Origin of the sequence: Enterococcus termitis, from assembly GCF_001730305.1 — a bacterium.
Taxonomy (GTDB): domain Bacteria; phylum Bacillota; class Bacilli; order Lactobacillales; family Enterococcaceae; genus Enterococcus_L; species Enterococcus_L termitis.
Window position 1 is genome coordinate 58,617 of the sequence record NZ_MIJY01000045.1, and the last position, 25,297, is coordinate 83,913.

At 36.1% G+C, this 25,297-nt stretch carries 22 protein-coding genes and 3 pseudogenes; 18 read left to right on the top strand and 7 right to left on the bottom strand.

Translation table 11 applies throughout. The features are described 5' to 3' along the window. Positions 1-2 precede the first annotated feature (2 nt). The 8 genes and pseudogenes from BCR25_RS16930 (at position 3) to BCR25_RS16960 (ending at position 7,885) form a co-directional block, all read left to right on the top strand. Positions 3-1,319 carry a glutathionylspermidine synthase family protein gene (locus BCR25_RS16930; protein WP_069664790.1) on the top strand — a complete coding sequence of 439 codons (1,317 nt, stop codon included), beginning with the start codon at positions 3-5 and terminating at the stop codon, positions 1,317-1,319. Further along, entirely contained in the window at positions 1,319-2,629 is a 1,311-nt protein-coding gene (locus BCR25_RS16935) for an MATE family efflux transporter (protein WP_069664791.1), read from the top strand. Before BCR25_RS16930 ends, BCR25_RS16935 begins: the two co-directional genes overlap by 1 nt. Beyond that, positions 2,622-3,938, top strand: coding sequence for a circularly permuted type 2 ATP-grasp protein (locus tag BCR25_RS16940; protein ID WP_069664792.1), 1,317 nt, complete (start codon positions 2,622-2,624; stop codon positions 3,936-3,938). The genes BCR25_RS16935 and BCR25_RS16940 overlap by 8 nt, the downstream gene beginning before the upstream one ends. Positions 3,939-4,598: 660 nt before the next feature. After that, a pseudogene (locus BCR25_RS21010) lies at positions 4,599-4,754 on the top strand (methyltransferase); the annotation flags it as partial. Positions 4,755-4,766: 12 nt separating this feature from the next. After that, positions 4,767-4,946: pseudogene (locus BCR25_RS20770) on the top strand (DNA alkylation repair protein); the annotation flags it as partial. 6 nt (positions 4,947-4,952) lie between these two features. Then, positions 4,953-5,594: pseudogene (locus BCR25_RS16950) on the top strand (ABC transporter ATP-binding protein). Continuing rightward, positions 5,591-6,349, top strand: coding sequence for an ABC transporter permease (locus tag BCR25_RS16955; protein ID WP_069664794.1), 759 nt, complete (start codon positions 5,591-5,593; stop codon positions 6,347-6,349). The pseudogene BCR25_RS16950 and the gene BCR25_RS16955 overlap by 4 nt, the downstream one beginning before the upstream one ends. A gap of 135 nt (positions 6,350-6,484) precedes the next feature. Continuing rightward, positions 6,485-7,885, top strand: coding sequence for a glycoside hydrolase family 1 protein (locus BCR25_RS16960; RefSeq protein ID WP_069664795.1), 1,401 nt, complete (start codon positions 6,485-6,487; stop codon positions 7,883-7,885). A gap of 39 nt (positions 7,886-7,924) precedes the next feature. Here BCR25_RS16960 and BCR25_RS16965 read toward each other — a convergent pair whose 3' ends face one another. The 4 genes from BCR25_RS16965 to BCR25_RS16980 all read right to left on the bottom strand — a co-directional run bounded on the left by BCR25_RS16965 (position 7,925) and on the right by BCR25_RS16980 (position 11,649). Beyond that, positions 7,925-8,647: a GntR family transcriptional regulator gene (locus BCR25_RS16965; protein ID WP_069664796.1), complete on the bottom strand. Its 723-nt coding sequence runs from the start codon at positions 8,645-8,647 to the stop codon at positions 7,925-7,927. Between the two features lie 139 nt (positions 8,648-8,786). Continuing rightward, the gene (gene celB, locus BCR25_RS16970) at positions 8,787-10,046 is read right to left on the bottom strand and encodes a PTS cellobiose transporter subunit IIC (protein ID WP_069664797.1); all 1,260 of its coding nucleotides are present in this window, start codon (positions 10,044-10,046) and stop codon (positions 8,787-8,789) included. Between the two features lie 172 nt (positions 10,047-10,218). After that, on the bottom strand, positions 10,219-11,043 hold the full coding sequence (locus BCR25_RS16975; RefSeq protein ID WP_083242738.1) for a TPM domain-containing protein: 825 nt from the start codon (positions 11,041-11,043) through the stop codon (positions 10,219-10,221). A gap of 6 nt (positions 11,044-11,049) precedes the next feature. Continuing rightward, positions 11,050-11,649 carry a LemA family protein gene (locus tag BCR25_RS16980; RefSeq protein ID WP_069664798.1) on the bottom strand — a complete coding sequence of 200 codons (600 nt, stop codon included), beginning with the start codon at positions 11,647-11,649 and terminating at the stop codon, positions 11,050-11,052. 521 nt (positions 11,650-12,170) lie between these two features. Here BCR25_RS16980 and BCR25_RS16985 point away from each other — a divergent pair. The 9 genes from BCR25_RS16985 to BCR25_RS17025 all read left to right on the top strand — a co-directional run bounded on the left by BCR25_RS16985 (position 12,171) and on the right by BCR25_RS17025 (position 20,397). Beyond that, positions 12,171-13,058: an SDR family oxidoreductase gene (locus BCR25_RS16985; protein ID WP_069664799.1), complete on the top strand. Its 888-nt coding sequence runs from the start codon at positions 12,171-12,173 to the stop codon at positions 13,056-13,058. Between the two features lie 31 nt (positions 13,059-13,089). Further along, complete coding sequence (locus tag BCR25_RS16990) at positions 13,090-13,524, top strand: DUF2188 domain-containing protein (protein WP_069664800.1); 435 nt, start codon at positions 13,090-13,092, stop codon at positions 13,522-13,524. A 39-nt stretch (positions 13,525-13,563) separates the two neighbouring features. After that, entirely contained in the window at positions 13,564-14,007 is a 444-nt protein-coding gene (locus tag BCR25_RS16995) for a hypothetical protein (protein WP_069664801.1), read from the top strand. Positions 14,008-14,202: 195 nt separating this feature from the next. Continuing rightward, a complete protein-coding gene (locus tag BCR25_RS17000) occupies positions 14,203-16,254 on the top strand; it encodes a BglG family transcription antiterminator (RefSeq protein WP_069664802.1) in 2,052 nt (683 codons plus the stop codon). Then, entirely contained in the window at positions 16,251-16,532 is a 282-nt protein-coding gene (locus BCR25_RS17005; RefSeq protein WP_069664803.1) for a PTS sugar transporter subunit IIB, read from the top strand. The genes BCR25_RS17000 and BCR25_RS17005 overlap by 4 nt, the downstream gene beginning before the upstream one ends. 23 nt (positions 16,533-16,555) lie before the next feature. Further along, positions 16,556-17,923: a PTS ascorbate transporter subunit IIC gene (gene ulaA / locus BCR25_RS17010; protein WP_069664804.1), complete on the top strand. Its 1,368-nt coding sequence runs from the start codon at positions 16,556-16,558 to the stop codon at positions 17,921-17,923. Beyond that, entirely contained in the window at positions 17,923-18,753 is an 831-nt protein-coding gene (locus tag BCR25_RS17015; protein WP_069664805.1) for a transketolase, read from the top strand. Before ulaA ends, BCR25_RS17015 begins: the two co-directional genes overlap by 1 nt. After that, the gene (locus tag BCR25_RS17020) at positions 18,753-19,676 is read left to right on the top strand and encodes a transketolase family protein (RefSeq protein WP_069664806.1); all 924 of its coding nucleotides are present in this window, start codon (positions 18,753-18,755) and stop codon (positions 19,674-19,676) included. The genes BCR25_RS17015 and BCR25_RS17020 overlap by 1 nt, the downstream gene beginning before the upstream one ends. 190 nt (positions 19,677-19,866) lie before the next feature. Then, positions 19,867-20,397, top strand: a complete 531-nt coding sequence (locus BCR25_RS17025) for a DNA-3-methyladenine glycosylase I (protein WP_069664807.1) — start codon at positions 19,867-19,869, stop codon at positions 20,395-20,397. A 227-nt stretch (positions 20,398-20,624) separates the two neighbouring features. Here the strand turns inward: BCR25_RS17025 and BCR25_RS17030 are convergent, their stop codons facing one another. Together BCR25_RS17030 and BCR25_RS17035 are read right to left on the bottom strand one after the other, a co-directional pair. Continuing rightward, positions 20,625-21,800, bottom strand: a complete 1,176-nt coding sequence (locus BCR25_RS17030; RefSeq protein WP_069664808.1) for an aminotransferase class I/II-fold pyridoxal phosphate-dependent enzyme — start codon at positions 21,798-21,800, stop codon at positions 20,625-20,627. 136 nt (positions 21,801-21,936) lie between these two features. Further along, positions 21,937-23,244, bottom strand: a complete 1,308-nt coding sequence (locus tag BCR25_RS17035) for a PTS sugar transporter subunit IIC (protein WP_069664809.1) — start codon at positions 23,242-23,244, stop codon at positions 21,937-21,939. Positions 23,245-23,409: 165 nt separating this feature from the next. Between BCR25_RS17035 and BCR25_RS17040 the strand changes: the two genes are divergently transcribed. Then, positions 23,410-24,258: a MurR/RpiR family transcriptional regulator gene (locus BCR25_RS17040; RefSeq protein WP_069664810.1), complete on the top strand. Its 849-nt coding sequence runs from the start codon at positions 23,410-23,412 to the stop codon at positions 24,256-24,258. A gap of 109 nt (positions 24,259-24,367) precedes the next feature. Here the strand turns inward: BCR25_RS17040 and BCR25_RS17045 are convergent, their stop codons facing one another. After that, on the bottom strand, positions 24,368-25,102 hold the full coding sequence (locus tag BCR25_RS17045; protein WP_069664811.1) for a MerR family transcriptional regulator: 735 nt from the start codon (positions 25,100-25,102) through the stop codon (positions 24,368-24,370). Positions 25,103-25,297 lie beyond the last annotated feature (195 nt).

A 25,297-nucleotide genomic window follows, 5' to 3' on the forward strand; every position in this document is an offset into this window, starting at 1 on the left:
ATATGATCAAACTAACAGCAGATGAATTTATTCATAATAATCAAATTATTCAAAATGCAATAAAGGAAATGAATGTCTCTTTTGAAGGGAGAGAATTTCCATATTCGATGCAGCCGTTGATTGTAAAAGAATCAGAGAGCAATTATTTTAAAGAAGCAACAGAAATATTGAGTGATTGTCTTGAAATAGTACTAAAAGCATATAAAGAAGATGATTTTGTTAGAAGTTATTTTTCACATTATGATAAATACAAAAGTTTAATACTATCCTCGACACCAGGTAAACAGATAACAATTTCTAGGTATGATGTTGTCTGGTATGGACGAGAATCATTTAAAGTTTTTGAATGTAATACTTGTTGTCCAGGGGGAGTGTCAATACTTGGTGATATAAAGAAAAATTATGTGCAACTTCCATTTATAAAAAAACATTTAAAAGAAAAATTATATGTTCCTTTTGAATGTGATGAAACCTCGAGTTTCATCAATGCTTTAAAACAAAGATTTGATGAAGCAACGGATTATGCCCCAAAAAAGATTGGAATAGCTTTTGCCAATTATGAAGGATTCTATTCTTATGAATTAAAAGAATTATGTACTGCTGCGAAAAAAATGGGCTATAACTCCTGTGTATGTGATGTCACAGACTTATATATTGGAAATGGAGATAAATTATATTACGAAGAAGACGAAATAAATATTGTTTACTACAAAGTTGATCAATTATTGCTTAATGAAAATATTTTATCAGAAATTATTACAGCTACAAAAAATGGATATGTTGTGTCTGTAAATTCTTACCCAGCAATGTATATAACTGAAAGTAAGATTGTTCTCGCCTTATTAAGAGATAGCTATTTCCAGAATAAATATTTAACGGATATTCAAATAAAAATTATTGAAAAGCATATACCATGGACTAAGAAATTATCCGACTCAGAAAATGTTTTTCATGAAGGTAGTTACGTTGGTTTAATTGATTTTTCAATAAAAAATAAAGATAAATTGGTATTGAAAATTGATAATGAAACTAGAGGAGCTAACATATATATTGGAAGGAATATTAATATTGAAAAATGGGAAAACCTTCTAAGAGCTAACAACAATAAAAATTGGATAGTTCAAGAATATTGTGAAATTCCTAATACGGTAGTTTTAGAAAATATTAATGGAGAAATAGTGGAAACGAGAAAAAAATACGGTATAGATTTCTTTATGTATAATGGGAAGTATTCAGGGATAGTTTCTAGATTATCAGAATCGGATATTATAAATGTTGGTTCTGGGGGGTATGAGCAACCAGTGTTGGTGATAAAATGATGTCTACAAAGCAACTTTTCAAAAAATCGATACCAATTATTTTATCTCAATCATCTTCAGTAATAATGGGATTGGTAAATCTTATTTTTATTAGTAGTTTTGGTTATCAACAAATTGGGATAGTTGGTATAAGTAATGTTTTTATACAGAACGCTTTAATCATATTAATTTCGTTTACTTTTCAAACGTCACTTAATGTTGTCAAAGCTAAGCATGATAAATTTAAGACTGAAACTGAAATAGTAAATTCATTGTTGGTAGCAACAATGATAAATTTACCAATTATTATCATATTGATTACATTTTCTAAACAAATTCTTAATTTGTTAGGTGCTTCGCAAGAGTTAGTAAATATTGGTTTAACTTATTTTATAATCAGGATAGTATCTATATTGTTCATTTCAGTATCTAGAGTGGGTGTTTCTTTATTTAGAGGGTTGGGAAAAAATAGATTAACAATGTATATTACAATATTGTGTAATATAATTAATATTATGTTGAATTTTGTATGTATAAACATTCTGAAATTTGGGTTGAATAGCTTGGCCTACAGTCTTTTAATATCAGAAGCAATCCAAATTATAATACTAGCTTATTTTATAAAAAAGGAAGGATATACTATATTTTCTGATTTCAGAAAGAAAGTAAATATGAGAATAATAAAAAAAGTGAATTTTGAAGGCTATAAAATAGGTTTGCAAGACATTGGACTGACTTTAACATCAGTTGTTTTTACTATGTTTGCAGCAAAAATAGGGGAAAAAGAATTGGCTGCAACAGAAATTCTATTAAATCTCTTAACGCTAACTTATCTTCCAGGTATAGGAATTGGCATAATTTCTGCACTAGAGGTTGGAGAAATTATTAGTAATCAAAAGCAAAATATAAGAGATCAACTAAAGAAATTAAGAAGAATTTTTATAAAAGTTTCACTACTATTTAATGTGCCTGTTTCTGTTGTTTTTATTTTCTTTTCGAATTTAATAGCTTCAGTGTTTACAACGGATTCTGCGATAATAAATATCCTAGTTAATATAATGTGGTTGTCATCAATATTTTTAATATTTGACACTATTCAGATGATATTAACTGACTGTGTAAGAGCCTTTGAAAAGAACAACGAACTTTTATTTGTTACTTTAATATTGAGTATGTTCCTCTTTGTTCCACTAAGCTATTTTATGAGTTTTACTTTAAATATGGGAATATATGGAATGTGGATTTCTTTTTATTTTTATTTGGTAGTACAAACCATAGTATTAAATTACTTATATTCAAAAGAAATGAGAGGGAAAGGTTACTATGAATGATTTTATAAATGAAAATAAATACAATGTTTTATCTATGAATGGTTTTTCTGAATTTCAAAAAGATATGAATGATCACAATATATTGGATATAAATGGGGGGGTCCCTATTCTCAATATACCAGGAATAATTCACCAAGATTTTTATGAGGAAATAGGAAATGTGAGTGTCAGGATATTAGGAATTATTTATAAAGTAGTCAATGAGACCTTCTCAGTTGAGGGTAAAAGTCTATTTAAGAAAATGGGATTTAATGAAGATGAGATAGATGTTTTTTTAAAGACTTTTGGAGATAACACTAACTTAATGTCTAGATGTGATGTAATGTTAGATCAAGAAAAGAAAGATTTCAAAATATTAGAATTTAATGTGGATAGTAGTGTTGGTGGCATGGAGATAGCTCAAGTAAATGAACATATGCTAAGACTATCACTATATAAAGACTACTTTAATAGTAATGATTTTTACTTTGTTGACCCTTTAGAAGAGTTTGCAAAAATGCTTTATAAAAACTCGAAAAACATGGGAGTTAAGACTATTGCTATAGTAGACAGTGAAGAGTATATAGATGGTTATGTGTGGAGCTTAGGAATCATGAAATCATATCTGGAAAAAAAGGGCTTTTCAGTTGTAATAGGAACTCAAAAAGATTTAGAGTTAAGGGATGATTTTCTATTTGTTAATAATAAAAAAATAGATCTAGTGTATAGAGTATTTTTGAATGAGGATGTCAAGAGTAACTACAGTTCACTATTGCCGATGTATGAAGCATATAAAAATGATAATTTGATTATTGTTAGCGGGTTACATACAGAAATTTATTCAAACAAAATTGTTTTTGCAATGATGTACGATAAAAATGTTCAATCAATATTAAGCAGTGATGATGTGAAATTAATTGAAAAATGCATACCTTATACGGGATTAGTTGAAATAGGAATTAAAAATTATTTGATTAAAAATAGAGATAAATTAGTTTTAAAGCCTGTTAGTGGGTATGGAGGTCATGGTATTTACCTAGGATGGGAATATGATGAAGATGCTTGGGAAGAAGTTATAAGTCAAATTATTGAAGACAGGACAAAATATATATTTCAAGAGCGAGTTTATCCTGCCGAGGAATTTCAATTAAAAGTTGTTGAAAACAGATGTGTATCAGAGAAATACATATCGACTTGGGGATTTTATATATTTGATAACAAACTTTGTGGGAGTATGTATAGAGGGCAAAATGTATCTAGTGGAGAAGTCGTCAATGCAGCGCAAGGAGCAGGAATGACATCAGTGTTTATAGAAAAGGAAGATTTGTGAGATTTCAAATGTGATGATAAGTAGAATATATGAAACTAGCGAGAAAAAAATTCGCTAGTTTTTTGGCTTTGCGCAAAATAGTAGAAACGCAATTCTATTGACGAAATTAGCAATTTAATGAATATCATTTGTCTATTGTGTTGAATAAGTAGAAAGAAGCTGTGAAAATAGATTGTCATTTTTCGATTTAAACGGCGTGATAATCTTCGATATAATTCGTTATTTGCCTTCTCTATATGTAAATTATACGTGTAAATAATCAGAATCTTACATAAGCCGATTGTGTCATATTCTCTTAAATATGCATTTCCCAAAAACAGTAGCTATTGATACATTGATTTTGTTGTAAGTTTTGGTAATAAAAACATGAAATAATAAAGGATAATTGAGAATTAACTTTCTTATCCTATAGCTATTATTAGTCCAACAGCTTTAAGAAACAGCAAGATTTGCACCACTAGTAGGAAGATAAAGAACATTTTATTATATTTATCAACTAACAACAATTATACTTATTGTATATCCACTATTTTTGTAGTTTCACTTTAAGTCTAGTCTAAATTATCTAGAAACTGTAATCTATCTGTTAGGACTATTCGTTTTGTTATTTTCCTTAATTGCTTTTGCTAAGCAGACGCAAATACAGTAAGAGTAAACGGAATTTATCGATATTCAAGAAATCGGATGTATTTAGGGGATTTATTATTCTTTCCTGGCTGTGTGTTAATCAACCAGTCAGTTTGCTTATTTTTTTGTCTCATTTTGTTTCAACTCTCGACTCATTTCATAATACTATCTGAAGAACGTTGGTGTGAAGAATATTTTGATAGTGAATATGTTAGAAAGTCATGCGGAAATGCGCTAAGGAATATCAGTAAAAAATATCCTGAAAAAATTATGGAGGAATTATCGTTAGGGCAAGCCAGTAAGGAGGAATTTCAAATAGAAAAAATTATTTTCAAAAATAAATATTTAACGCATTTTCTGAATAACAATAAAAAGGGCTGAATCATCTTGTTAGCAACTGAACATATCTCTTTTCAACACGGAGAACAAATAATCCTAAACGATATTACCACATTACTCGAAAAAGATAGCCATACAACGATTACTGGACCATCAGGCAGAGGGAAAAGTACCTTGTTTAAATTACTGGTTTATTTATTAACCCCAACCAAATGAACTGTCACGTTCAATGACCAGAACATTGCAGAATTAACAACAGAAAATTACCGCATGCAAGTATCCTACTGTTTCCAACAACCATCGTTATTTGGAGAAACCGTTCGGGATAATTTTATGTTTCCCTATGAAGTGCGTAAAAAGAGTTTTCAAGAAAGTCACGTACTAGAGTTGCTAAAAGAAGTAAGTTTGCCTGAAAACTATCTCGACAAAAAAATCACTGAATTATCTGGTGGAGAAAAACAACGTGTCGCATTGATTCGCAATGTGATTTTTTTACCAGAAGTCCTACTTTTAGACGAGGTTACAGCTGGCTTAGATGAAGAAAGTAAGCAAATCGTTAACCAATGGTTGTTGAAGTTGAATCAGGAGAAAAATGTCACGTTGATTCGTGTGACCCACGACGCAGAAGAAATTAACCAATCAACGATTGTTAAAAAAATCGTGGCAGGAAGATTGGAGGCGCAAAAATGAACTTAGCAGTAAACGATCTTTCACTATTATTTGCCAGTATGTTAGTTATTGTTGCATTACTGATCAGCTACAAAGAAAAATTAGGTTTTACCAAAGATATCATTATTAGCGTGTGCCGTGCAGTTATTCAACTGATTTTAGTTGGTTATTTACTTAAATATATATTTCAAGTGGATAATAAAATAGTGACGATTGTCATGGCGGGAGTCATTATTATCAATGCTGCATTGAATGCTAAAAAGCGCAGTAATCATTTGAAAAATGGCTTTTTGATTTCTTTTATTGCTATTGTGTGCAGTACGGGTGTAACGATTGGTGTCTTGGTTTTTTCGGGAGCAATTCGTTTTATTCCATCACAAATTATTCCGATCAGTGGGATGATTGCCAGCAACTCCATGGTGGCAATTGGTTTGTGTTATCGAAATATGGATAGTTTATTTCATGATCAAAGACAAGCTGTGCTTGAAAAATTAGCATTAGGTGCTGATATCAAGTTAGCCTCACAATCGATTGTGAGAGCAAGCATTCGAACAGGAATGGCTCCCACGATCGATTCAGCTAAAACAGTTGGGATCGTTAGTTTGCCTGGGATGATGTCAGGATTGATTTTTGCTGGAGTCGATCCAGTACATGCGATCAAATATCAAATCATGGTGACCTTTATGTTGCTGTCAGCAACAAGTATTGGTTCAGTGATAGCAACCTATTTTGCTTACAAGGAATATTATAATGAGCGCAAGCAATTAATAAGCTGATTATTTGAGAATTAGATAATGTATTGTGATTTCATAATATCGGCTTTTTGTTTTAAAAGTCTAGACATTTGCGCAGGTTCCGATTATAATGTAAGTGAAAGAACGAATGATTATCAAACGAAAGCAGGTAATTTCATGACAAAGACATTCAAAGATGATTTCTGGTGGGGAGCTGCTACATCAGGTCCTCAAAGTGAAGGAAGATTTAATAAAAAACATGCAAACATGTTTGATCACTGGTATGAAATCGAACCAGAAGATTTTTATGATCAAGTAGGACCGGATGTAACATCGAATTTCTATAACAGCTTCAAAGAAGATATTGCATTAATGAAAGAAATTGGCTTGAATAGCGTACGAACATCGATTCAATGGACACGCTTGATCGATGATTTTGAAACAGGAACAGTTAACGAAGATGCAGTTCGTTTTTATAATGAAGTCATCGATGAATTTATCGCTGCAGGTATTCGTCCTGTCATGAACTTACATCATTTTGATTTGCCAGTGGAACTATATCACAAATATGGTGGTTGGGAATCGAAGCATGTCGTTGATTTATACGTGAAATTTGCTGAAAAATGTTTTGAATTATTTGGCGATCGTGTAAAAGACTGGTTTACTCATAATGAACCGATCGTTGTTGTAGAAGGTGAGTATCTACATCAATTCCATTACCCTAAAATCGTTGATGGTAAAAAAGCGGTACAAGTTGCTTACAATTTAAATTTAGCCTCTGCCAAAGCGATTCAGTCTTTTAGAAGACTGGGACTCCAAAACGAAGGTGGAAAAATTGGGATTATTCTTAATCTAACACCAACTTATCCAAGATCAGAAAGTGCAGAAGATTTAGCAGCGGCAAACATTGCAGAACTATTTAATAATCGGATGTTTTTAGATACTGCTGTTCATGGGGAATTTCCAGAAGAACTAGTGGCGCTATTAGAAAAAGATGGCGTGCTTTGGGAAAGTACATCAGAAGAACTTGCCTTGATCAAAGAAAATACGATCGATGTACTTGGTGTAAACTTCTATCATCCAAATCGAGTAAAAGCACCGGACGTTGCGCCGAATAGCGTGGGAGCATGGCTGCCAAACCGCTATTTCGACGAATACAATATGCCGGGACGTCGGATGAATATCGATCGTGGCTGGGAAATCTATCCAAAAGCGTTGTATGATATTGCCATCAATATTCGCGATAATTACAACAACATTCCATGGTTTGTATCAGAAAACGGCATGGGGATTTCTGGTGAAGAACGCTTTATGGATGAAGCAGGTGTAGTGCAAGATGATTATCGTATCGATTTTATCCGTGAACATTTAGAATGGGTGCATCAAGGGATCGAAGAAGGATCAAATTGCTTTGGTTATCATTTATGGACACCAATCGACTGCTGGTCATGGGCAAATGCCTATAAAAACCGCTATGGTTTTATTTCAACAAATATCCATACACAAATCAAAACGATCAAAAAATCTGGACACTGGTTTAAAACAGTGGCTGAAACGAATAAACTGGAAAGTAACTAGAAAGAAGCAATTGAGTTCATTGAGCTCAATTGCTTCTTTTTAGTTGTAATCTACATTCAAAATGGAATAGCCGCGTTGATCGTAGCGGTTTCGGCTGCAAGAAAATTCGATTGGACGTCCATCTTTCAAATAGACAACCTGTTGTACTTCCAGCACAGGATCATCTTTTTTACAATTCAAATATTTTTGATCATATTCATCCGATTTACTTGCTTGGATATTTCTATAAGCACCAGCAAAATTTAACAGTAATTGTTCTTTGACATAGGTATAAATCGACTCTTTTAGGATATCCGTAGTTAAACCAGGAACTAAGTCACAAGGCATATATGTATGCTCTAGAATAAATGGTTCATTTTCCAGAATACGCAGGCGGATAATTTTATACACAGGTTGTTCCGCAGAAATTGCCAGTCTTTCTTGGACCTCTTGTGAGGGGAATTCAACTTCAAACAGGATAACACTGCTTTTAAGGTCTTTATGGCGATCATTCATTTGCTTACTGAGGCCGCCATATTCGTTTGCAGGAGAAGTGTCTTTATCCCAAAATGAGCGATTCAATACTTTGGTTCCAGAGCCTCTTTGAGAATATAGCAGTCCTTCCATCACTAAAATACCGATGGCTTTTTTTACAGTCATACGGCTGACATTAAATTCTTTGACCAGATCTGTTTGATTGGGCAAAAGAGTATCTGCTTTGTAGATATTTTCTTTTATTCGTTCACGCAAAGTATCAGCGATTTCTTCGTATTTTGGTTTCATATTGTCACTACCTCCTAACTTGTATTGTAACTGATAATCAATGTATAGACAATTATCTAAAAAGTGTTGTACAAAAAAAGAGTAGAGACGATCGAAAGCTTTAGGATCGGCGCTACTCTTTGATTAAGGAAACGTGTGGCTAAATTTTTTCTTTATCCAAAATACGTAAGAATGGGTACCAGATAAAGCCGACAATAATCATATCCACAAGTTGAAGGATACCGCCAAAAATAGAGTTCGTTGCCAGCATACCACTGAAGAAAATCGGCACAGTCCAAGGAACAGAAACACCTGTAGGCGGAGGCACGATGCCAGCTGCCATTACTAGATAGTTAAGAACAGTGACGATCAACGGAGCAATGACCCAAGGAATTAATATTGTAGCATTTAAAACAATCGGTAAACCAAAAATTGCTGGTTCATTCACGTTAAAAATACCAGGAGCTAAACTCAAACGGCCAATATCACGATATTGTTTTTTCTTCATAACAAAAGCCATGATCAGTACAACTGCTAACGTCATACCTGAACCGCCCAGTCCAACGGTAAATGTTTCCATAAATGGTTTTGTGATAATATGTGGCAACTCTTTTCCTGCTTTGTAGGCTTCTAAATTATCCAGCATCAATGTGTTCCAAATCGGGTCCATAACAGAATTGACAATAATTTGTCCATGTAAACCAAAGAACCATAAAAACTGAACAAAGAACAAAGCAATCAAGGTTGCAGGTAAACTACTTCCTAAACCAACTAATGGTTTTTGAATGATCTCATACACCACATCATGAAGATTGGTATTAAATAATCCAGTTACTGCGGCATTTAGAAATAAGAAAACAGACAAAGTTAATATAGCAGGGATTAATGCTGCAAATGATTTAGCAACTGCAGGTGGCACACCATCGGGCATTTTGATCTGCCAGCCTTTTTTAGTGATGCGGCAATAGATTTCTGCCGCTAAAAATGCTGCGATCATACCGATAAACATCCCTTTAGCTCCTAAACGATCTAAAGATAACACACCAGAAACTTCAACACCTTCTGTAGTAGTCATCACAAATGGTGTCAGTAATAAGAAGCTAGCAAATGAGACTGCTCCGCCAAAAATACCTTCTACATCATAAGATTTTGATAAATAATAGCCAATACCAAAGGTGACGAAAACAGACATAATACTCATTGTTGCATTTTGCCCATTACCAAATAATGAGGATAAAGTGCCTTTTGTCGCATCGCTGAAGAAAGGAAGATTATTGATTACAACGATGATCGAACCAAACATTGTTAATGGAAATGACAGCATAAAAGCATCTCTAAGTACAGATAAGTAACGGTTTTGCCCCAGCTTATTGGCTAAAGGCATAATTTTTTCAGCAAGAGAATCCATAAAACCATTCATGAGAATCACAATCCTTTATTATATAGTTGTAATCGATTACAAAAACAATATACCATCTTTAATATTAAATGTCTATACTTTTGTTCTTTTAAATCTGGTTTTATGGAGAATGAGTATAAAAAAAGAATCCAATCAAACGATTTATTCGTTGATTGGATTCTTTTTTATTAAATTAAATGCTGGCACCGCCACCGCCGGAAGAGCCTCCTCCTCCAGAGAAGCCGCCACCACCACCGAATCCACCGCCGCCTCTTGAAGAGCCGCCGCCAAATCCGCCGCCGTAACCGCCACCGCCCCAATACCAAGGACCGCCGCCTCTACCACGACCTCCACGTCCGCCAGAACCGAAGATAGCGGCTAGGACTACAACTGCTACAATACCTAGGGCAAAAAAGTCTGGAACACCAGAATCGTCATCAGAAGATACTTGCTTCAATTCATCTTCTGAAAGTGCGTTTTTATCTACAGGATAGTCATAATGCTGATCGATCAATGTTGTAACCGCATTGAATGTATACTGCAATCCTTTATTGATCGAAGCTGGATCAATAGACTTTAAATCATCTTTAGCATGCTGTAAAATATTTCCCGCGATACTGTCAGGAATAACGTCCTCTAAGCCATAGCCAACTTCGATCCGCACATTGCGTTCACCATCATTGACAGCATAGAGAATCAACACACCATTGTTTTCTTTTTGGTTTCCGATTTTCCATTTTTGGAAAAGATCAGGAGCATAGCCATCTACACTATCACCATCGGTAGAATCGATGACTGCTAAAACAACTTGGGGAGCTTCTGGTTTTTCTTTATAGATTGCTCCTTTTTTATCGATTAAATTCTTTGTCGTGTCATCAAGTATCCCTGGCTGATCTAAGTAAAAGTGATTGGGTGCTGCAGGTAAACTATCAGCAAATGCCGGCATTTGAATACCGGCAAAAAGAGTGACAAGGAAAATAAAGAGACCTGCTAATAACCCTCGTCTAATTTTAGTCATTTAGGATCACTTCCCGCTGGAGGTGCTTGTTGAATCATCAAAATTGACTGAAGGGACAGAGCTAGCTGTTGGATCTGCTTTAAAGTAATCCTTTTTACCTAAGCCCATCATATTTGCAAAGATATTTTTAGGGAATGAAACTACTTGCTCATTGTATTCTTTTACAACGTCATTATACCGTTTACGTTCAACGGAAATACGGTTTTCAGTTCCTTCTAGTTGAGTCATTAACGTTTGCACATTATCATTTGATTTTAGTTCTGGATAATTTTCATTGATGACATTGATCAATGTTCCAACAGATTGATCTAGCTCTTGGCTGGCTTTGATTTTGTCTGAATCGTTATTTGCTGAACCATATGCTTCACGGGCTTTGGCAATATCACCAAAGACTTTTTGCTCTTGTTGCATGCTGCCTTTAACACTGTTGACTAAATTGGGTACAAGATCGGCTCTACGCTGCATTACATTTTCTACTTGACTCCATTGCGATTCAACAGACTGCTCTTTTTTGGCTAAACCGTTGTATTGACTGATGCCGAAAACAACTAATAAGACAACACCAATTAAAGCGATTAATCCAATTTTTGATTTACTGCTTTTCATAAAAACTCCTCCTTATAATAAAAATGATCAACACTTTCTGCGAAAGTCTTGTACTGTTCAACATCAGTTCACTCTATTCACTGTGTTTCACAGCAAAAGCGGAACAAATCGTTAACTCTTTTTCGTTTTAAAAGATTGATTTGTACAGCTAGCTAACACATAATCAACACTGCCTTCGAATTCAATAGATACGTATCACTTTAAAATGTTTAGAGATACTTCAAAGCAAAAATATACTGTTTATTGAGATCGGTAAAGAAAGAGTTGATTAATTCGATGTAATGATATTGTAATGTTTTTGAAATGTTTTGACATCCATCCTAAGACCTATTTTTTGTCAATAAATAGATTTGTACTGTTAATTATAAAGATTTTTGACGGATAAGCCAATGAAATCGACTTTTATGAGAGCTTATTCAATATAGAATCATATGATTTGTCAGAGCTTCTATTTTGTATTAGGGTAAAAAAGTAAGCTGGTAGTTACTTTTGTTGGCAACAAATTTATAGGAGGAATCAAGATGACAGAAAAAATCGAAAATCCGTTGACAAGATTCTACGATGGGAAATTTGAAAAGCAATCACAAGAAGCACCTGCATTACAACAAAAAATGACGCCTGTACCTGATTGTGGAGAATCAACGTACAAAGGCTCCGGTAAATTGGAAGGGCGTAAAGCACTGGTTACAGGTGGTGATTCTGGGATCGGACGTGCAGCTGCAATTGCGTATGCGAGAGAAGGGGCCGATGTGGCCATTAATTACTTACCTTTTGAAGAAGCGGATGCTAAAGAAGTAAAAGCATTGATTGAAGCAGCAGGGCGCAAAGCGGTTTTATTACCTGGAAACCTAAAGGATGAAACCTTTACTAGAAACCTTGTTCATGAGGCAGCGAAAGAGTTAGGCGGCTTGGACATTTTGGTTTTGAATGCTGGAATGCAGCAGTCTGTAGAACATATTAAAGATTTATCCACACAACAAATCATGGATACGTATACTACAAATATTATATCAATGTATTGGACAGTCCAAGAAGCACTGGATTATTTGCCAAAAGGCGGCAGTATCATTACAACGACGTCGATTCAAAGTGCAGAGCCAAGTGCAAACTTACTAGATTATGCAGCAACAAAAGGAGCGATTACATCCTTTAGTAAAGGATTATCCGCGCAATTAGCATCTGCTGGTATTCGAGTAAATACAGTAGCCCCTGGTCCAATTTGGACAGCGTTACAAATTTGCGGCGGACAACCACCAGAAAAAATTCCTGAGTTTGGTCAGAAAGAATCAATTGGACGAGCAGGTCAGCCAGCTGAATTAGCAGCTGTGTATGTATTCTTAGCTTCTAATGAAGCAAGCTATGTCACAGGACAAGTCTATTCAATCACAGGTGGAAGTTTCTTTGCATAATGAAACGTATTAGCTAGGGAGATGAGTGACCATGCCATGGGATTTAAAGGATTACCCCAATTCATTTAAAAACTTTGAACCGTTGTTAAAAAAGAAAGCTATTGAGATTGCCAATGCGCTAGTGAGCGAAGGCTATTCCGATGACAGAGCGATCCCGATTGCCATTTCTCAGTCTAAAAAGTGGCTGGAAGAAGCAACGGATAAAGAAAAAAATGCGTTTAAGAAAGAAGCCGCTCCTAAAAAGACAGACAAGCATGGCAACAAGAAAATCAATACTGAATTGCTAGACAATGATGTTTTGGTTTACTTTAAAGAAAATCGTTGGTATGTTCAGACGAAAAATGCAGAAAAAGCGGTGGATTCCTTTGATACGAAAGCGTCCGCAATGAAACGAGCGAAAGAAATCGCTGAAAATAAAGAGTCGAAGGTTATTGCCTATAAAAAAGATGAAAAACCAGATTTATGATTGATTCTTTAAGATGTCAAAAGAAAGGAGTGTTAGATAATGGAAAACATAGCTGAATTATTAGCGGGTCGCTGGGTCATAAAAGGAACGACCTTTCCCATGTGGTTATCCAAAAAACGACTAGCACCAATGATCGCTTATGAATACTTATCCGATACTCCTTTGACATTTTTAGATATAGTCAGTTATAAAAATCGACAGGGAAAAACCAAAACCATTGTAGGGATAGATACGTGGAGAGAAGAGGCGTTTGTTTGGCGAGGGAAAGGGCTGCTTAGGATCTTAAAAAGTAACTGGTCGATTCTTGCGCTTACAAAGACCATTCTGGTGATCAGATTTGAGCCAACTCTTTTTACACCAGCAGGTATCGATGTACTGGTACGCCAAGATGCCCCAATCGATCATCCAGAACAATTAATCAAGGATTCGCCTAAGAAATATGCGCTTAAATCAAGTGAAGTTGAAGGTTTAGTTTGGCTTTAAGAAATACTAGTAAAGAGGATTCGTTTTTAAATAATCAATAAAATAGCTATGGAGTCAGTGATCGATTGACTTCCATAGCTATTTTGTTGTTTTCTTAATTGAGTCCAATCATTTTGAAAAGTCAAAACGAGATTAGACCCAACACTTCTTTGATTTGTAGCGTTTACATTATATAGTGAAGACAGGAGGAGCAAGATGATTGATTATCGAATGAGTTATCTTATCGGCATGCCGCATGACGTTGGTTATTCCATTCAAGCAATCAGTGGGATTACAGGAATGACCACAGAAACAGTGATCGATCAGCTAGGAAAACTTAACGAGCAGCTGCAGCAATTTTCCTACAAGACAATCGACTGGGAACAAGACAAAATCTATTTTTCTAAGCAAGTCACGGATAAGTGGTTGGAGCTTCATTTTGGAAAACAGGAAGCAGATATTTTTTATTCGGAATATGAAAGACAAGCGTTACTCTATCTTTTGACGTTTATCGCAGAAGAGGATTTATCTGTTTATTATTATCAAGAATTTCTTCAAGTAAGTAAAAACACAATTTTAGCGGATATTAAAAAGTTACGAGAACGTCTAGCTGAAAGGAACATTCATCTGGATTATTCACGTAAAAAAGGGTTTTATTTGTCTGGGCACGAAGAGCAGATTCGGATGCAAGCGCACCAGATGATCGCGAACATCGTTATGACGGTTTCAGGAAAATGGGGCTTGAAAAAGGGCTTGATGAAGGATTCAGTAATGTTTGAAGCAGAGGTTCGTTCTTGTCTATTGGAAACAATCAAGGCAAGTGAACTGACTATTGTACCTAGCCGAACCGAAGAGACGATCTATTTTATGGCTTATGTTTTAAGACGTGGGAAAACATATTCGTATCATCTGGATGAACAAACAAAGGGCAGGCTAAAAGAGCTAAATGCTTTTTTGGCGAGTCGGCAATTTTTGTCTCAATTTCCTGAGATTTTAGCTAGGGAAAATGAACAATTCTATTTTACACTGATTTTTATGACGATTACCCAAGGAGAAATTCGAGACACTGCATTAGAATTTTTACTGGAATGTGCAAGTCAAATTATTCATGAGATGGAACGCTTGGCAGCTATTGAATTTAAAGCGTATCGGAGATTATTGTTAGATTTTTTCTATCATTTGGTGCCAGCCTTTTTTAGAATCAAGTATCATTTTTCATTAGCAAATGTGCTGACAGAAGAGATCAAAGAGCAATACGGTGAACTGTTTACTTTAACAAAAATAGCTTTGCAGCCTTTGGAACGATTGACAGGTCATGCTATTCCTGACGAGGAAGTCGGCTATTTTACGATTCTATTTGGTGGTGAAATCGGTAATCAACGAGAAGCCAATCGAATTATTCGCTATAAAGCGCTAGTTTTGTGCCCAAGTGGTATCAGTTCGTCATTGATCATGCAGTCGGAGTTGAGGGAGCTTTTCCCTACGATTGATTTTGATCTAACGACAACGGTCGATCAACTTGAAAGTATTTCTGAGTCTGACTACGATGTGATTTTTTCCAGTGTACCGTTAGATACATCAAAAAAGACTTATTTAGTTAATCCCATCCTATCTCAATTAGAAAAAAATAATTTGATCCGCAGTGTGCAAGAAGACTTGTTGATTCCGGGGATCGTGGTTCCTTCTGTCGATGAAATTATTGAAACCCTATTACCGTATATCGAACTGAAAAAAGGCGTTACCAAAGAAAAAATCTATCGTATCTTAAATCGAAAAATGATCAAAAAATTGAAAGTGAAAGAAGATGAGAAGCCAATGTTATCGGAGTTGCTGACGGCAGGCATGATCCAGTTGACGGATCAAAAAATGAACTGGGAAGAAGCGATCGCTTATGCGGCCCAACCTTTAAAACGACAAGGGAAAATCACAGAAAACTATATTGAAGCAATGATCAAAAAAGTCAAAGACTATGGCGCTTTTATTCATATAGGCAAAGGGATCGCATTGCCTCACGCAAGACCGGAAGATGGGGTCAGACAATTAGGTATGTCTCTTTTAAAAGTAGAAACGCCTGTTTTACTTTTAGATGATCCTAAGCATGAAATTACAATTTTCATCTGTTTAGCAGCTGTGGATAATGAAATGCATTTAAAAGCGTTGGCGAGTTTAACAAAAATTTTGTCCAACAAAGAGAATTTGGAAAAACTATTAGCAGCAAACGATCAAGCAACAATTATTCAGTTATTAAAGGAAGGAGAATCATTATGAAAATCGCAGCAGTGTGCGGATCTGGTTTAGGATCTAGTTTTATGGTGGAAATGAATATCAACAGTGTATTGAATGAACTAGGGGTAACAGGAGTTGAGGTGGCGCATTACGATATGGGCAGTGCAACGCCAGATTTGGCAGATGTCTTTTTTGTCGGAGGAGATTTAGCGGATAGTGCGCAGCATTTAGGAAATGTCATTGTATTAGACAGTATTATTGACATGGATGAGTTAAGAGAAAAGGTCAAAGCCGTTTGTGTAGAAAAAGGGTTACTTTAAACGAAAGAAGGTAGGAGAAAAATATGAATAGTGTGTTAAATATATTGATCGATATTGCAAGTACGCCAGCAATTTTAGTGGCACTGATCGCTGTTCTAGGTTTAGGCTTACAGAAAAAGCCGATTTCAGATGTTGTCCGTGGCGGAATCAAAACCTTTGTTGGGTTTTTAGTGGTAACAGCAGGAGCTGGAGTGATCGAAGGGTCATTGGCACCGTTTGGAGAAATGTTCCAGCATGCCTTTAACATGCAAGGCGTAGTACCAAATAATGAAGCGATCGTTGCTTTGGCTTTAACAAAGTATGGCACTTATACAGCACTTATTATGTTAGCGGGAATGGCATTTAATATCTTGATCGCCCGCATTACGAAATTTAAATATATCTATTTAACGGGTCATGCCACGCTTTATATGGCGTGTATGATTGCTGTGATTATGAGTGTGACAAACATGAGTGCAGTGCCGTTAGTCTTAGTGGGTGGTTTAGCATTAGGCTTGGCGAATACGATTTTTCCAGCCATCGCCCAGCCGTTTACCAAACAAATCACCAAAAATGATTCAGTTGCATTAGGTCATACAGGAAACTTCGGTTATGCGCTTAGTGGTTTTATCGGAAAATATGTAGGGAATAAAGAGAAATCAACAGAAGATATCAATTTTCCAAAAGGGCTATCCTTTTTAAGAGATTCAACTGTGAGTATTACCTTAACAATGGGAATTGTCTATACAATCGTAGCGCTGTTTGCAGGGAATGCGTTTATTTCTGAAAATCTAAGTAATGGAACGAATTATATTATTTATGCGTTACAACAAGCAGGGATGTTTGCGGCAGGTGTATTTGTGATCTTGGCTGGGGTTCGTTTGATTTTAGCTGAAATTGTACCAGCATTTAAAGGAATTTCTGAGAAATTAGTACCTAACTCGATTCCAGCATTAGATTGCCCAATCGTTTTTCCATATGCACCAAATGCTGTGTTGATTGGCTTTTTAACTAGTTTTGTTGGGGGAATCGTTAGCTTGTTTATTATGATCGCCACAGGTACAACCGTGATTATTCCAGGTGTAGTACCGCATTTCTTCTGCGGGGCAACGGCAGGTGTTTTTGGAAATGCAACAGGTGGTGTGCGTGGAGCTGTGGTGGGTTCATTTATTCATGGCGTGATCATTAGTTTTATGCCGATTTTATTGATGCCTGTAATGGGCGATTTAGGTTTCCAAGGGTCGACATTCTCTGATACAGATTATGGTGTGACGGGGATTTTCCTTGGTAAATTAGCTGATATGGGTGGACAAATCGCAGTGGTTGTAGGCATTGTTGCAGTGTTAGCTTTACTGCTTGCACTAACCCTATTTGGAAAGAAAAAGACAACTGAAACGAAGGAGGTTGCCTAATGGATGCTCAGAAATTTGCAGATCAGATTCGTTATTATACGATGAGAGAATTGGATAATCTGGGGTTTGGTCATTTCGGCGGCAGTTTGTCGATCGTTGAGACGTTGGCTGTCTTGTATGGAAAAGTCTTGAATGTGTCACCTGAAAAAAAGGACGATCCAGACCGTGATTATTTTATTTTATCAAAAGGACATGCAGGTCCTGCGTTGTATGCTACATTATTTTTAAAAGGATATTTCGATGAAGCGTTTCTTTTTAGTTTAAATCAAAATGGAACAAAGCTTCCTTCTCATCCAGATCGGATCAAGACGCCAGGAGTAGATATGACAACAGGTTCACTTGGGCAAGGCGTTTCAGCTGCAACAGGGATTGCCAAAGGCAATCAATTATTAGAAAAAGAAAATTATACCTTTGCGCTTGTTGGCGATGGGGAGTTAAATGAAGGGCAATGCTGGGAAGCGTTTCAGTTTGCAGCGCATCAAAAGCTGGATCACTTGATTGTGTTGATCGATGATAATAAAAAACAGCTAGATGGTTATACAAAGGATATTAGTGAACCATTTGATTTTGTCGAAAAAATGCAGGCCTTTGGGTTTAGCAGCTGGCGTGTGGATGGTAGTGATGTCGGGGCGATCGAATCGGCGATTGCACAAGCAAAACAAACGTTAGGTAAACCGACAGCCCTCGTTTTAGATACAGTCAAAGGACAAGGTGTTCCTTACTTTGAAGAATTAGCGGATAATCATCATGTCCGCCCAGATGAAGCAGGAAAAATAGCGATTAAAGAAGCGATCGAAGCGCTGGCTGAAAAGATTGAGGTGAATCAGTAATGAAAGACTTAGAAATGCGGCAAGTTTATACAAAAACATTGTTGGAATTAGCAGAAAAAGACCCGGAAATCGTAGCATTAGAAGCAGATTTAGCCAGTTCAATGGGGACCAGTAAATTAAAAGAACAACTAGGCAAACGATATATCAATGTCGGCATTATGGAAGCCGAAGAAATGAGCGCAGCAGCTGGGTTAGCCGTGACTGGTTTTATTCCATTCATCCACACCTTTGCGCCGTTTGCAACGAGACGTTCGTTTGACCAAGTCTTTCTTTCTTTGGGGTATGCTCAGAATCATGCGGTGATCGTGGGAACCGATCCCGGTGTTACGGCTGAAATGAACGGTGGCACCCATATGCCGTTTGAGGATATTGCCTTGATGCGGGTGATTCCAAACAACAATATTTATGAAGTGTCAGATCCGTATCAGTTTAAAGCGATTTTAGAAGATGCCCACAAAGCACAAGGATTGTTCTATATTCGGACGATTCGTAAAAAAGCAACGCCGCTATATAATGAAGCGATTGATTTCTCTAAAGGCTACTGTAAGTTGAAAGAAGGAACAGAAGGGACGATTTTTGCTAGTGGGATCATGGTAGCAGAAGCACTTCAGGCAGCGGCTGATTTAGAGAAACAAGGGATTTCAGTTCAAGTGATCGATTTGTTTAGGATCAAACCGATGAATGAAGATATCGTGATCGAAGCAGCAAAATTAGGCCCAATCGTAACTGCAGAAAACCATAATGTGATTGGCGGGTTGGGGAGTGCTGTTGCTGAAATAATAGTAGAAAATCATCCTGTAAAAATGAAACGGATCGGTGTCAAAGAGCAGTTTGGTCAAGTTGGTAAACTAGAGTATTTGAAAGAAGTTTATGGCTTGAAAGCTGTTGATATTACAAAAGCGATGTTGGATTTACTAAAATAGATGTGTTAAAAGCTTAGGACGTAAGTCATAAGACAAATAAAATAGCAGACCGGAAATCGTAAAAAGCTTTTTGGTCGGCTATTTTTTAGCGTTTGAACATCAGTCAAACCTTTTTTAGCTGTGACTAAATAAGGTCGTCCATCTTTTTATGATATGATAAGTAAAACAGTTATTTTAGGAGATAAACAAGATGAAAGAGAAACAACCTTCGAAATTTGATTGGTACCATAACCAATGGGGAAAACCTACGCATGATGATCGTTTATTGTTTATTTTATTAACAGTGGGCACCTTTCAAGCAGGTTTAAGTTGGAAAGCAGCGGCTGGAAAATTAGATGCTTTTTTAAGAAACTTCCATAATATGGAGATCCAAAAAGTGGCGGCTATGATGCCGGATGATGTTGAAAGAATTCTAAAAGATCCAGAAATGATTCGTAATCCGAGAAAAATCAACGCCACGATTCAAAACGCTCAAGCGATTTTAGCTGTGCAAAAAAAATATGGCAGTTTTGCGGATTATATGTGGGATTTTGTTGGCGGTGTTCCTTGTTTGAATGTATATGAAGAGGCGTATGAAGTGCCCAATGTCACCCCTTTATCTAAAACTGTAGCAAAAGATATGAAAAAGCATGGGTTTACTTTTGTAGGACCCGTTGTGACGTATATGTTTATGAAGGCGAGTGGGATGATCCAAGATGAAGTGTTGAATCGGGAGGTATGATAAGTAAGAGTCTGTATTCTACTTGGTAGGGATCAAATTTCTTACGCCAAATAGTGAAAAACAAATTGCATAAGCAGTGGATGACTGACTTACACAATTTGTTTTTTTATCTCTAGAGCGTATCTTTTTATTTATTTACAGAACGTTTACTACCAACCAACACCATATTTTAGTCAGACACATTAATTGTCACATTCAATTATTGTGTTATTTTTTTAGAAGGGAACCTATTTACCATAAACCTGGTCTAATGCTTGTTGAATATCCTCAACAATTGACATCGGTTCTTCTAAACCAACATACATCCGAATATGTGCGGGAGACAGTCCGCGTTTTTTCACAGCATCCAAGTTATTTCCTTTAACGACTGGTAGTGCTAGACTTTCGAAGCCTCCCCAGCTAACACCAATAGTTACAATTTCTAATGCATTGACAAATGCTTTAAGGCGCGTAAAATCGGTATCTTCTAAATCAATGGCAAACAATGAACCATAGCCGCTTAAATATTTATCCGCAAGTTCCTTTTGTTCACCAACAGCTAAATAAGGATGATGAATTTTACTGATTCGAGGATCTTCTTTTAAATGATCTAAAACAGTTTGGATCGCATGAGTCTGATGAGCCATACGTACAGGTAATGTTCTCAAACCTCGAATGGCTAGCCACGAATTAAAGGGACTGTTGACTGCACCAAGCGATTGATGTCCATTTTCAAAAATCTCATCAACTAACTTTTCTTCGCCTATAACAGCCCCTGCGACAATATCAGAATGACCACCGATATACTTTGAGCAAGAGTGGATCACAATATCCACACCATAATCTAATGGATGCTGAAATAAAGGGGATGCCCAAGTATTATCGATGACAGTACGTATATTCTGTTTTTGAGCCATTGCAGTAATTTTTTCTAAATCCAACAGTTCAAATTTTTGAGAAGAAGGACTTTCAAAATAAATCACTTTGGTATTAGACTGAATATGAGCTTCGATTTCAGCAGTTGTTGAGACATCTATTTTGGTTAATGTTACACCAAATTTTTCCATATATTGGATAAAGGACAGTGATTCACCGTATATCGTATTGACCATCAAAACATGGTCACCTTGTGATAGGAGCGTAAACATGGTTGCGGAAATAGCGCCCATACCTGATGAAAATACTTTGCACTTTGCTCCTCTTTCAAGTCGAGCAATCTTTTTTTCCAGTATTTCAGTTGTTGGATTCGTTCCTCGAGTGTAGACATAGTTATTCTTTTCATCTGCACTTACAGCGATAAACTCTTCATAGGTTGGAAAAGAAAAGGAAGACGTTTGAACTATTTCGGGAGCCATCGAGTGATAGCTTTTTTCAGTCTGTTTTTCTACTTCACAGCAAATATTTTCATCATATTCATTTTTCATCATCATTTTCTCCTTAAGTTTTAAAGCTGAACGAACTCGTTTAGCACTGACTGAAAAATAGACAAAATTGATGGAGACATTTTTTGGCTCATTCTATTTTTGTCTTTTTTCCGAAGTGCCAGCTCGTGAAGCTAGATTATAGTGTGTCGGGTATTTCATGAAGCTCTTCTTTTTTGTACTGATTGTCTAATGCTTTAACGAAAGGATAGTAAATAGCTACCGAAGCAATCACCGCTATGATTTGGGTAACAGCTCCTTGCCATTGTCCCACTAGAAAACCAGAAAAAATAAAGGGAGTAGCCCATGGTGCTTGAATACTCGTAAACATCGGCATAAAACCGACCTTCATTGATAATAAGGCAATCAATACAGAAACAATCGGAGCAATGGTGATTGGAATCAGGATCAATGGATTAAAAATAACTGGAAGACCAAAGATCAAAGGTTCATTAATATTGAAAAAAGCAGGGACAAATGAGATTTTTGACATAGCCTTCATTCGTGATGAGCGGGCAACAATTGCCATTGCAATCGCTAAACCGATCGTACATCCAGCGCCGCCGATCGTAGCGAATTGATCCAACATCTGAACTGTTCCAAAATTACCTGTTTGAGTGGTAAGTTGACCTAATTCTGCTAAGGCCTGATTTTTATCTGCATTAGCGTATAGGATTGGATAAAGCATAGAGTTGATCACAGTTGGATGGATACCAAACCACCACAGTAAACCATTCAAACCAGCGACTAAAACAATCGCAAAAGGAGTTCCGATGATTCCTTGAAGTGGTGCTTGAATCAATGTATAAATTAATTGCGGGAATGACTCTGAAAAGACCACGCCAACACCATTTATGACTAAAGAAACAGCTACAATAAAGATTCCTGGAATCAATGCGCTAAATGCTTGACTGACCATCGTAGGGACACTTTCGGGCATGCGGATAATCAGCTTTTTTTTCAAACAAAAACGTGTCAACTCAACAGAAATGATGGACATGATAATAGCGGTAATAACGCCTTGTGTTCCTAACCAATCAAAAGATAGAACTTTATTCACGACTTCACCTGTTTCAGTTGTAACACTTTTAGGTAAAACCACCACATAAGCCACAATTCCCAAAACGAGTGAGGTCAATTTGTCCATACTATAGCTTTCTGCTAATTTATAAGACATTGTTCCAGCAAAAATGATTCCCATCATATTAAACGTTGCTCTATATGCTGGTGAAATGAAATTCATCCACTCTGAACCAAAAATACCTGCCATAAACTCTTCATATCCTGGAACAGGAAAATCTGTGATCAGCATGAAAATCGATCCGATGATCGTCAATGGTATAATGGCAAAAAAACCATTCCGTAATGCTTGAAAGTACCTTAGATTTGTAATTTTTGACACTTTTGGAACCAAAGATGACTCGACCCAACTAGTCATTTTTTCCATTTTTATCTCCTCCAACAATCTATTTGTTATAAGCACATCTTAGTTAAAACGCTTTCTTAAGTAAATAGGAAACACGAATTCTGTAACTATGTTTCATAAATAATTGGGATAAGGTATACTTAACGAGAAACATAGTTTCTTTTCTTACAAACGAAAGGTGAGGTTATGAATTTAATTGAAGAACTGAAGCAGACGGAGAAATTTACTTATAATGAACAATTGATCATTGAATTTATTTTGGCACATACTGAAAGAGTTCTACATATGTCAATTTATGAATTGGCAACTACAACTAATTCTTCTACATCTACGATTGTCCGTTTGTGCCAAAAGGCAGGAAACAGTGGGTTTAAAGAGTTTAAAATCAAACTTTCCAGAGATTTGGAAGTGTACTATCGAAATATTCGCAACATTGATGCGAACATGCCTTTTAACAGAGAAGATTCTGATAGTATGGTCGCAAATAAAATTGCTCAGCTTACAGAAGAAACCATTTATTCAACACAAACGATTTTAACAGAAAAAGACTTGAATCAAGGGGTTGATTTACTGTTAAATGCAAAAAATATCATGGCTGTTGGAGTGAGTAATTCCTTTATTCGATTAACTGATTTTCAAACCAAACTTTTGCGCATCAATATGTATATTCAGCTTGTTCATTTACAGCCAGAACAATTTTATCTGGCAAATAATGCAACAAAAGAGGATGTTGCGATCATTGTTTCTTATAGTGGAAATACAGCAGAAATGGTAAACGAGGCTCAAATTTTTACTAAACGAGGGACACCGATCATTGCAATTACGTCAAATTTAAAAAGTCAGCTGGCTAAGTATGCTACTGTCGTATATCCGATTCCAAACAATGAAGAAGCGGATTTTAAAGTTTCGACTTTTTCGTCACAAATTGCTATTGAGTACATTTTAAATGTTCTATACTCGTGTATTTTCAATCGCAATTTCGAAAAAAATTATACTTCATTGAAGAATACGCCGATTTCTATCTTGAAGTTTTGACTATGAGAATGACACAGAAAGGATATTTCTATCGAGAGTGTGAGCTTGTAGTCATCGCCAAGATAGTTACTTGATAGGTACATAATAGCCATTTATGCTGTATTATAACTCAATAAAAATCAGAATCAGGAAAATCTTCAAAAAAATTAGGCTCTAAAAACTGAATCAATGCATAAATATATTTCGTAGAAATCATTTGCCGTTTCAATAATTCATTCAAAGAACGTAAGGATTGCTCGGCAAGTTCAATCATTCGTTTAGGAGAATCAGCGTGAAATTGAGCTAGGATTTCCCGAACCTCATCTAATGACCAAGTAGAGGCACGAATCATGCGAATGAATAATAATTGCTGGATCGCGTGTTCATCAAACATTCGATAGTTACTTTCTGGATCACGAGGAACTTCAAGAAGTTGTTCTTTGGTCCAGTGTCGAATAGCTGTTTCTGTGATGGCTAAACGTTCAGCGGTTTCGCCGATCGTTAACCAACCGCGTTTTGGCATTTGTGTGATGTCTTGCCATTCTTCTTCGTGAAGGAGGGCTAAGGTTTGGTCGGATATTTTTTTTCGTTGATGCAATTTGACTTGTTCATCATTGAGTAACCAAAAAGCGGCAGAATAATTACCAGCTTGAATAGCTGTCATGATTTTTTGAGTTACGTGATAGCCATAAGTGATCGTTGTTGTTCTAATTGCCCGAAAATAGTGAAGACTTTCTTCCGTATAAAGCCGATAACCACTGTTGCTTCTCTTGGGTAAGGGAAGTAACAGCTTTTTTTCATAGTGCCGTAACAAGCTTGTACTAATATTTAATTCTCTTGCGATTTCAATTGGCTTAAACAGCATGAACAATTCCTCCGGATGACAATGTTTTCTCTTATTATAATTGATTTAAAGCAGAATACAATCTAAAACCTTAGAACTTGCATGAATGTGCTACGATAGGGTTAGTCTGGTGATATCCAGCTACTCGGGCTAGCTCTTCAGGAAAAAGATAAAAATAGAATGAGCCAAAGAGCGACTCAGTCGATTTTTCCTATT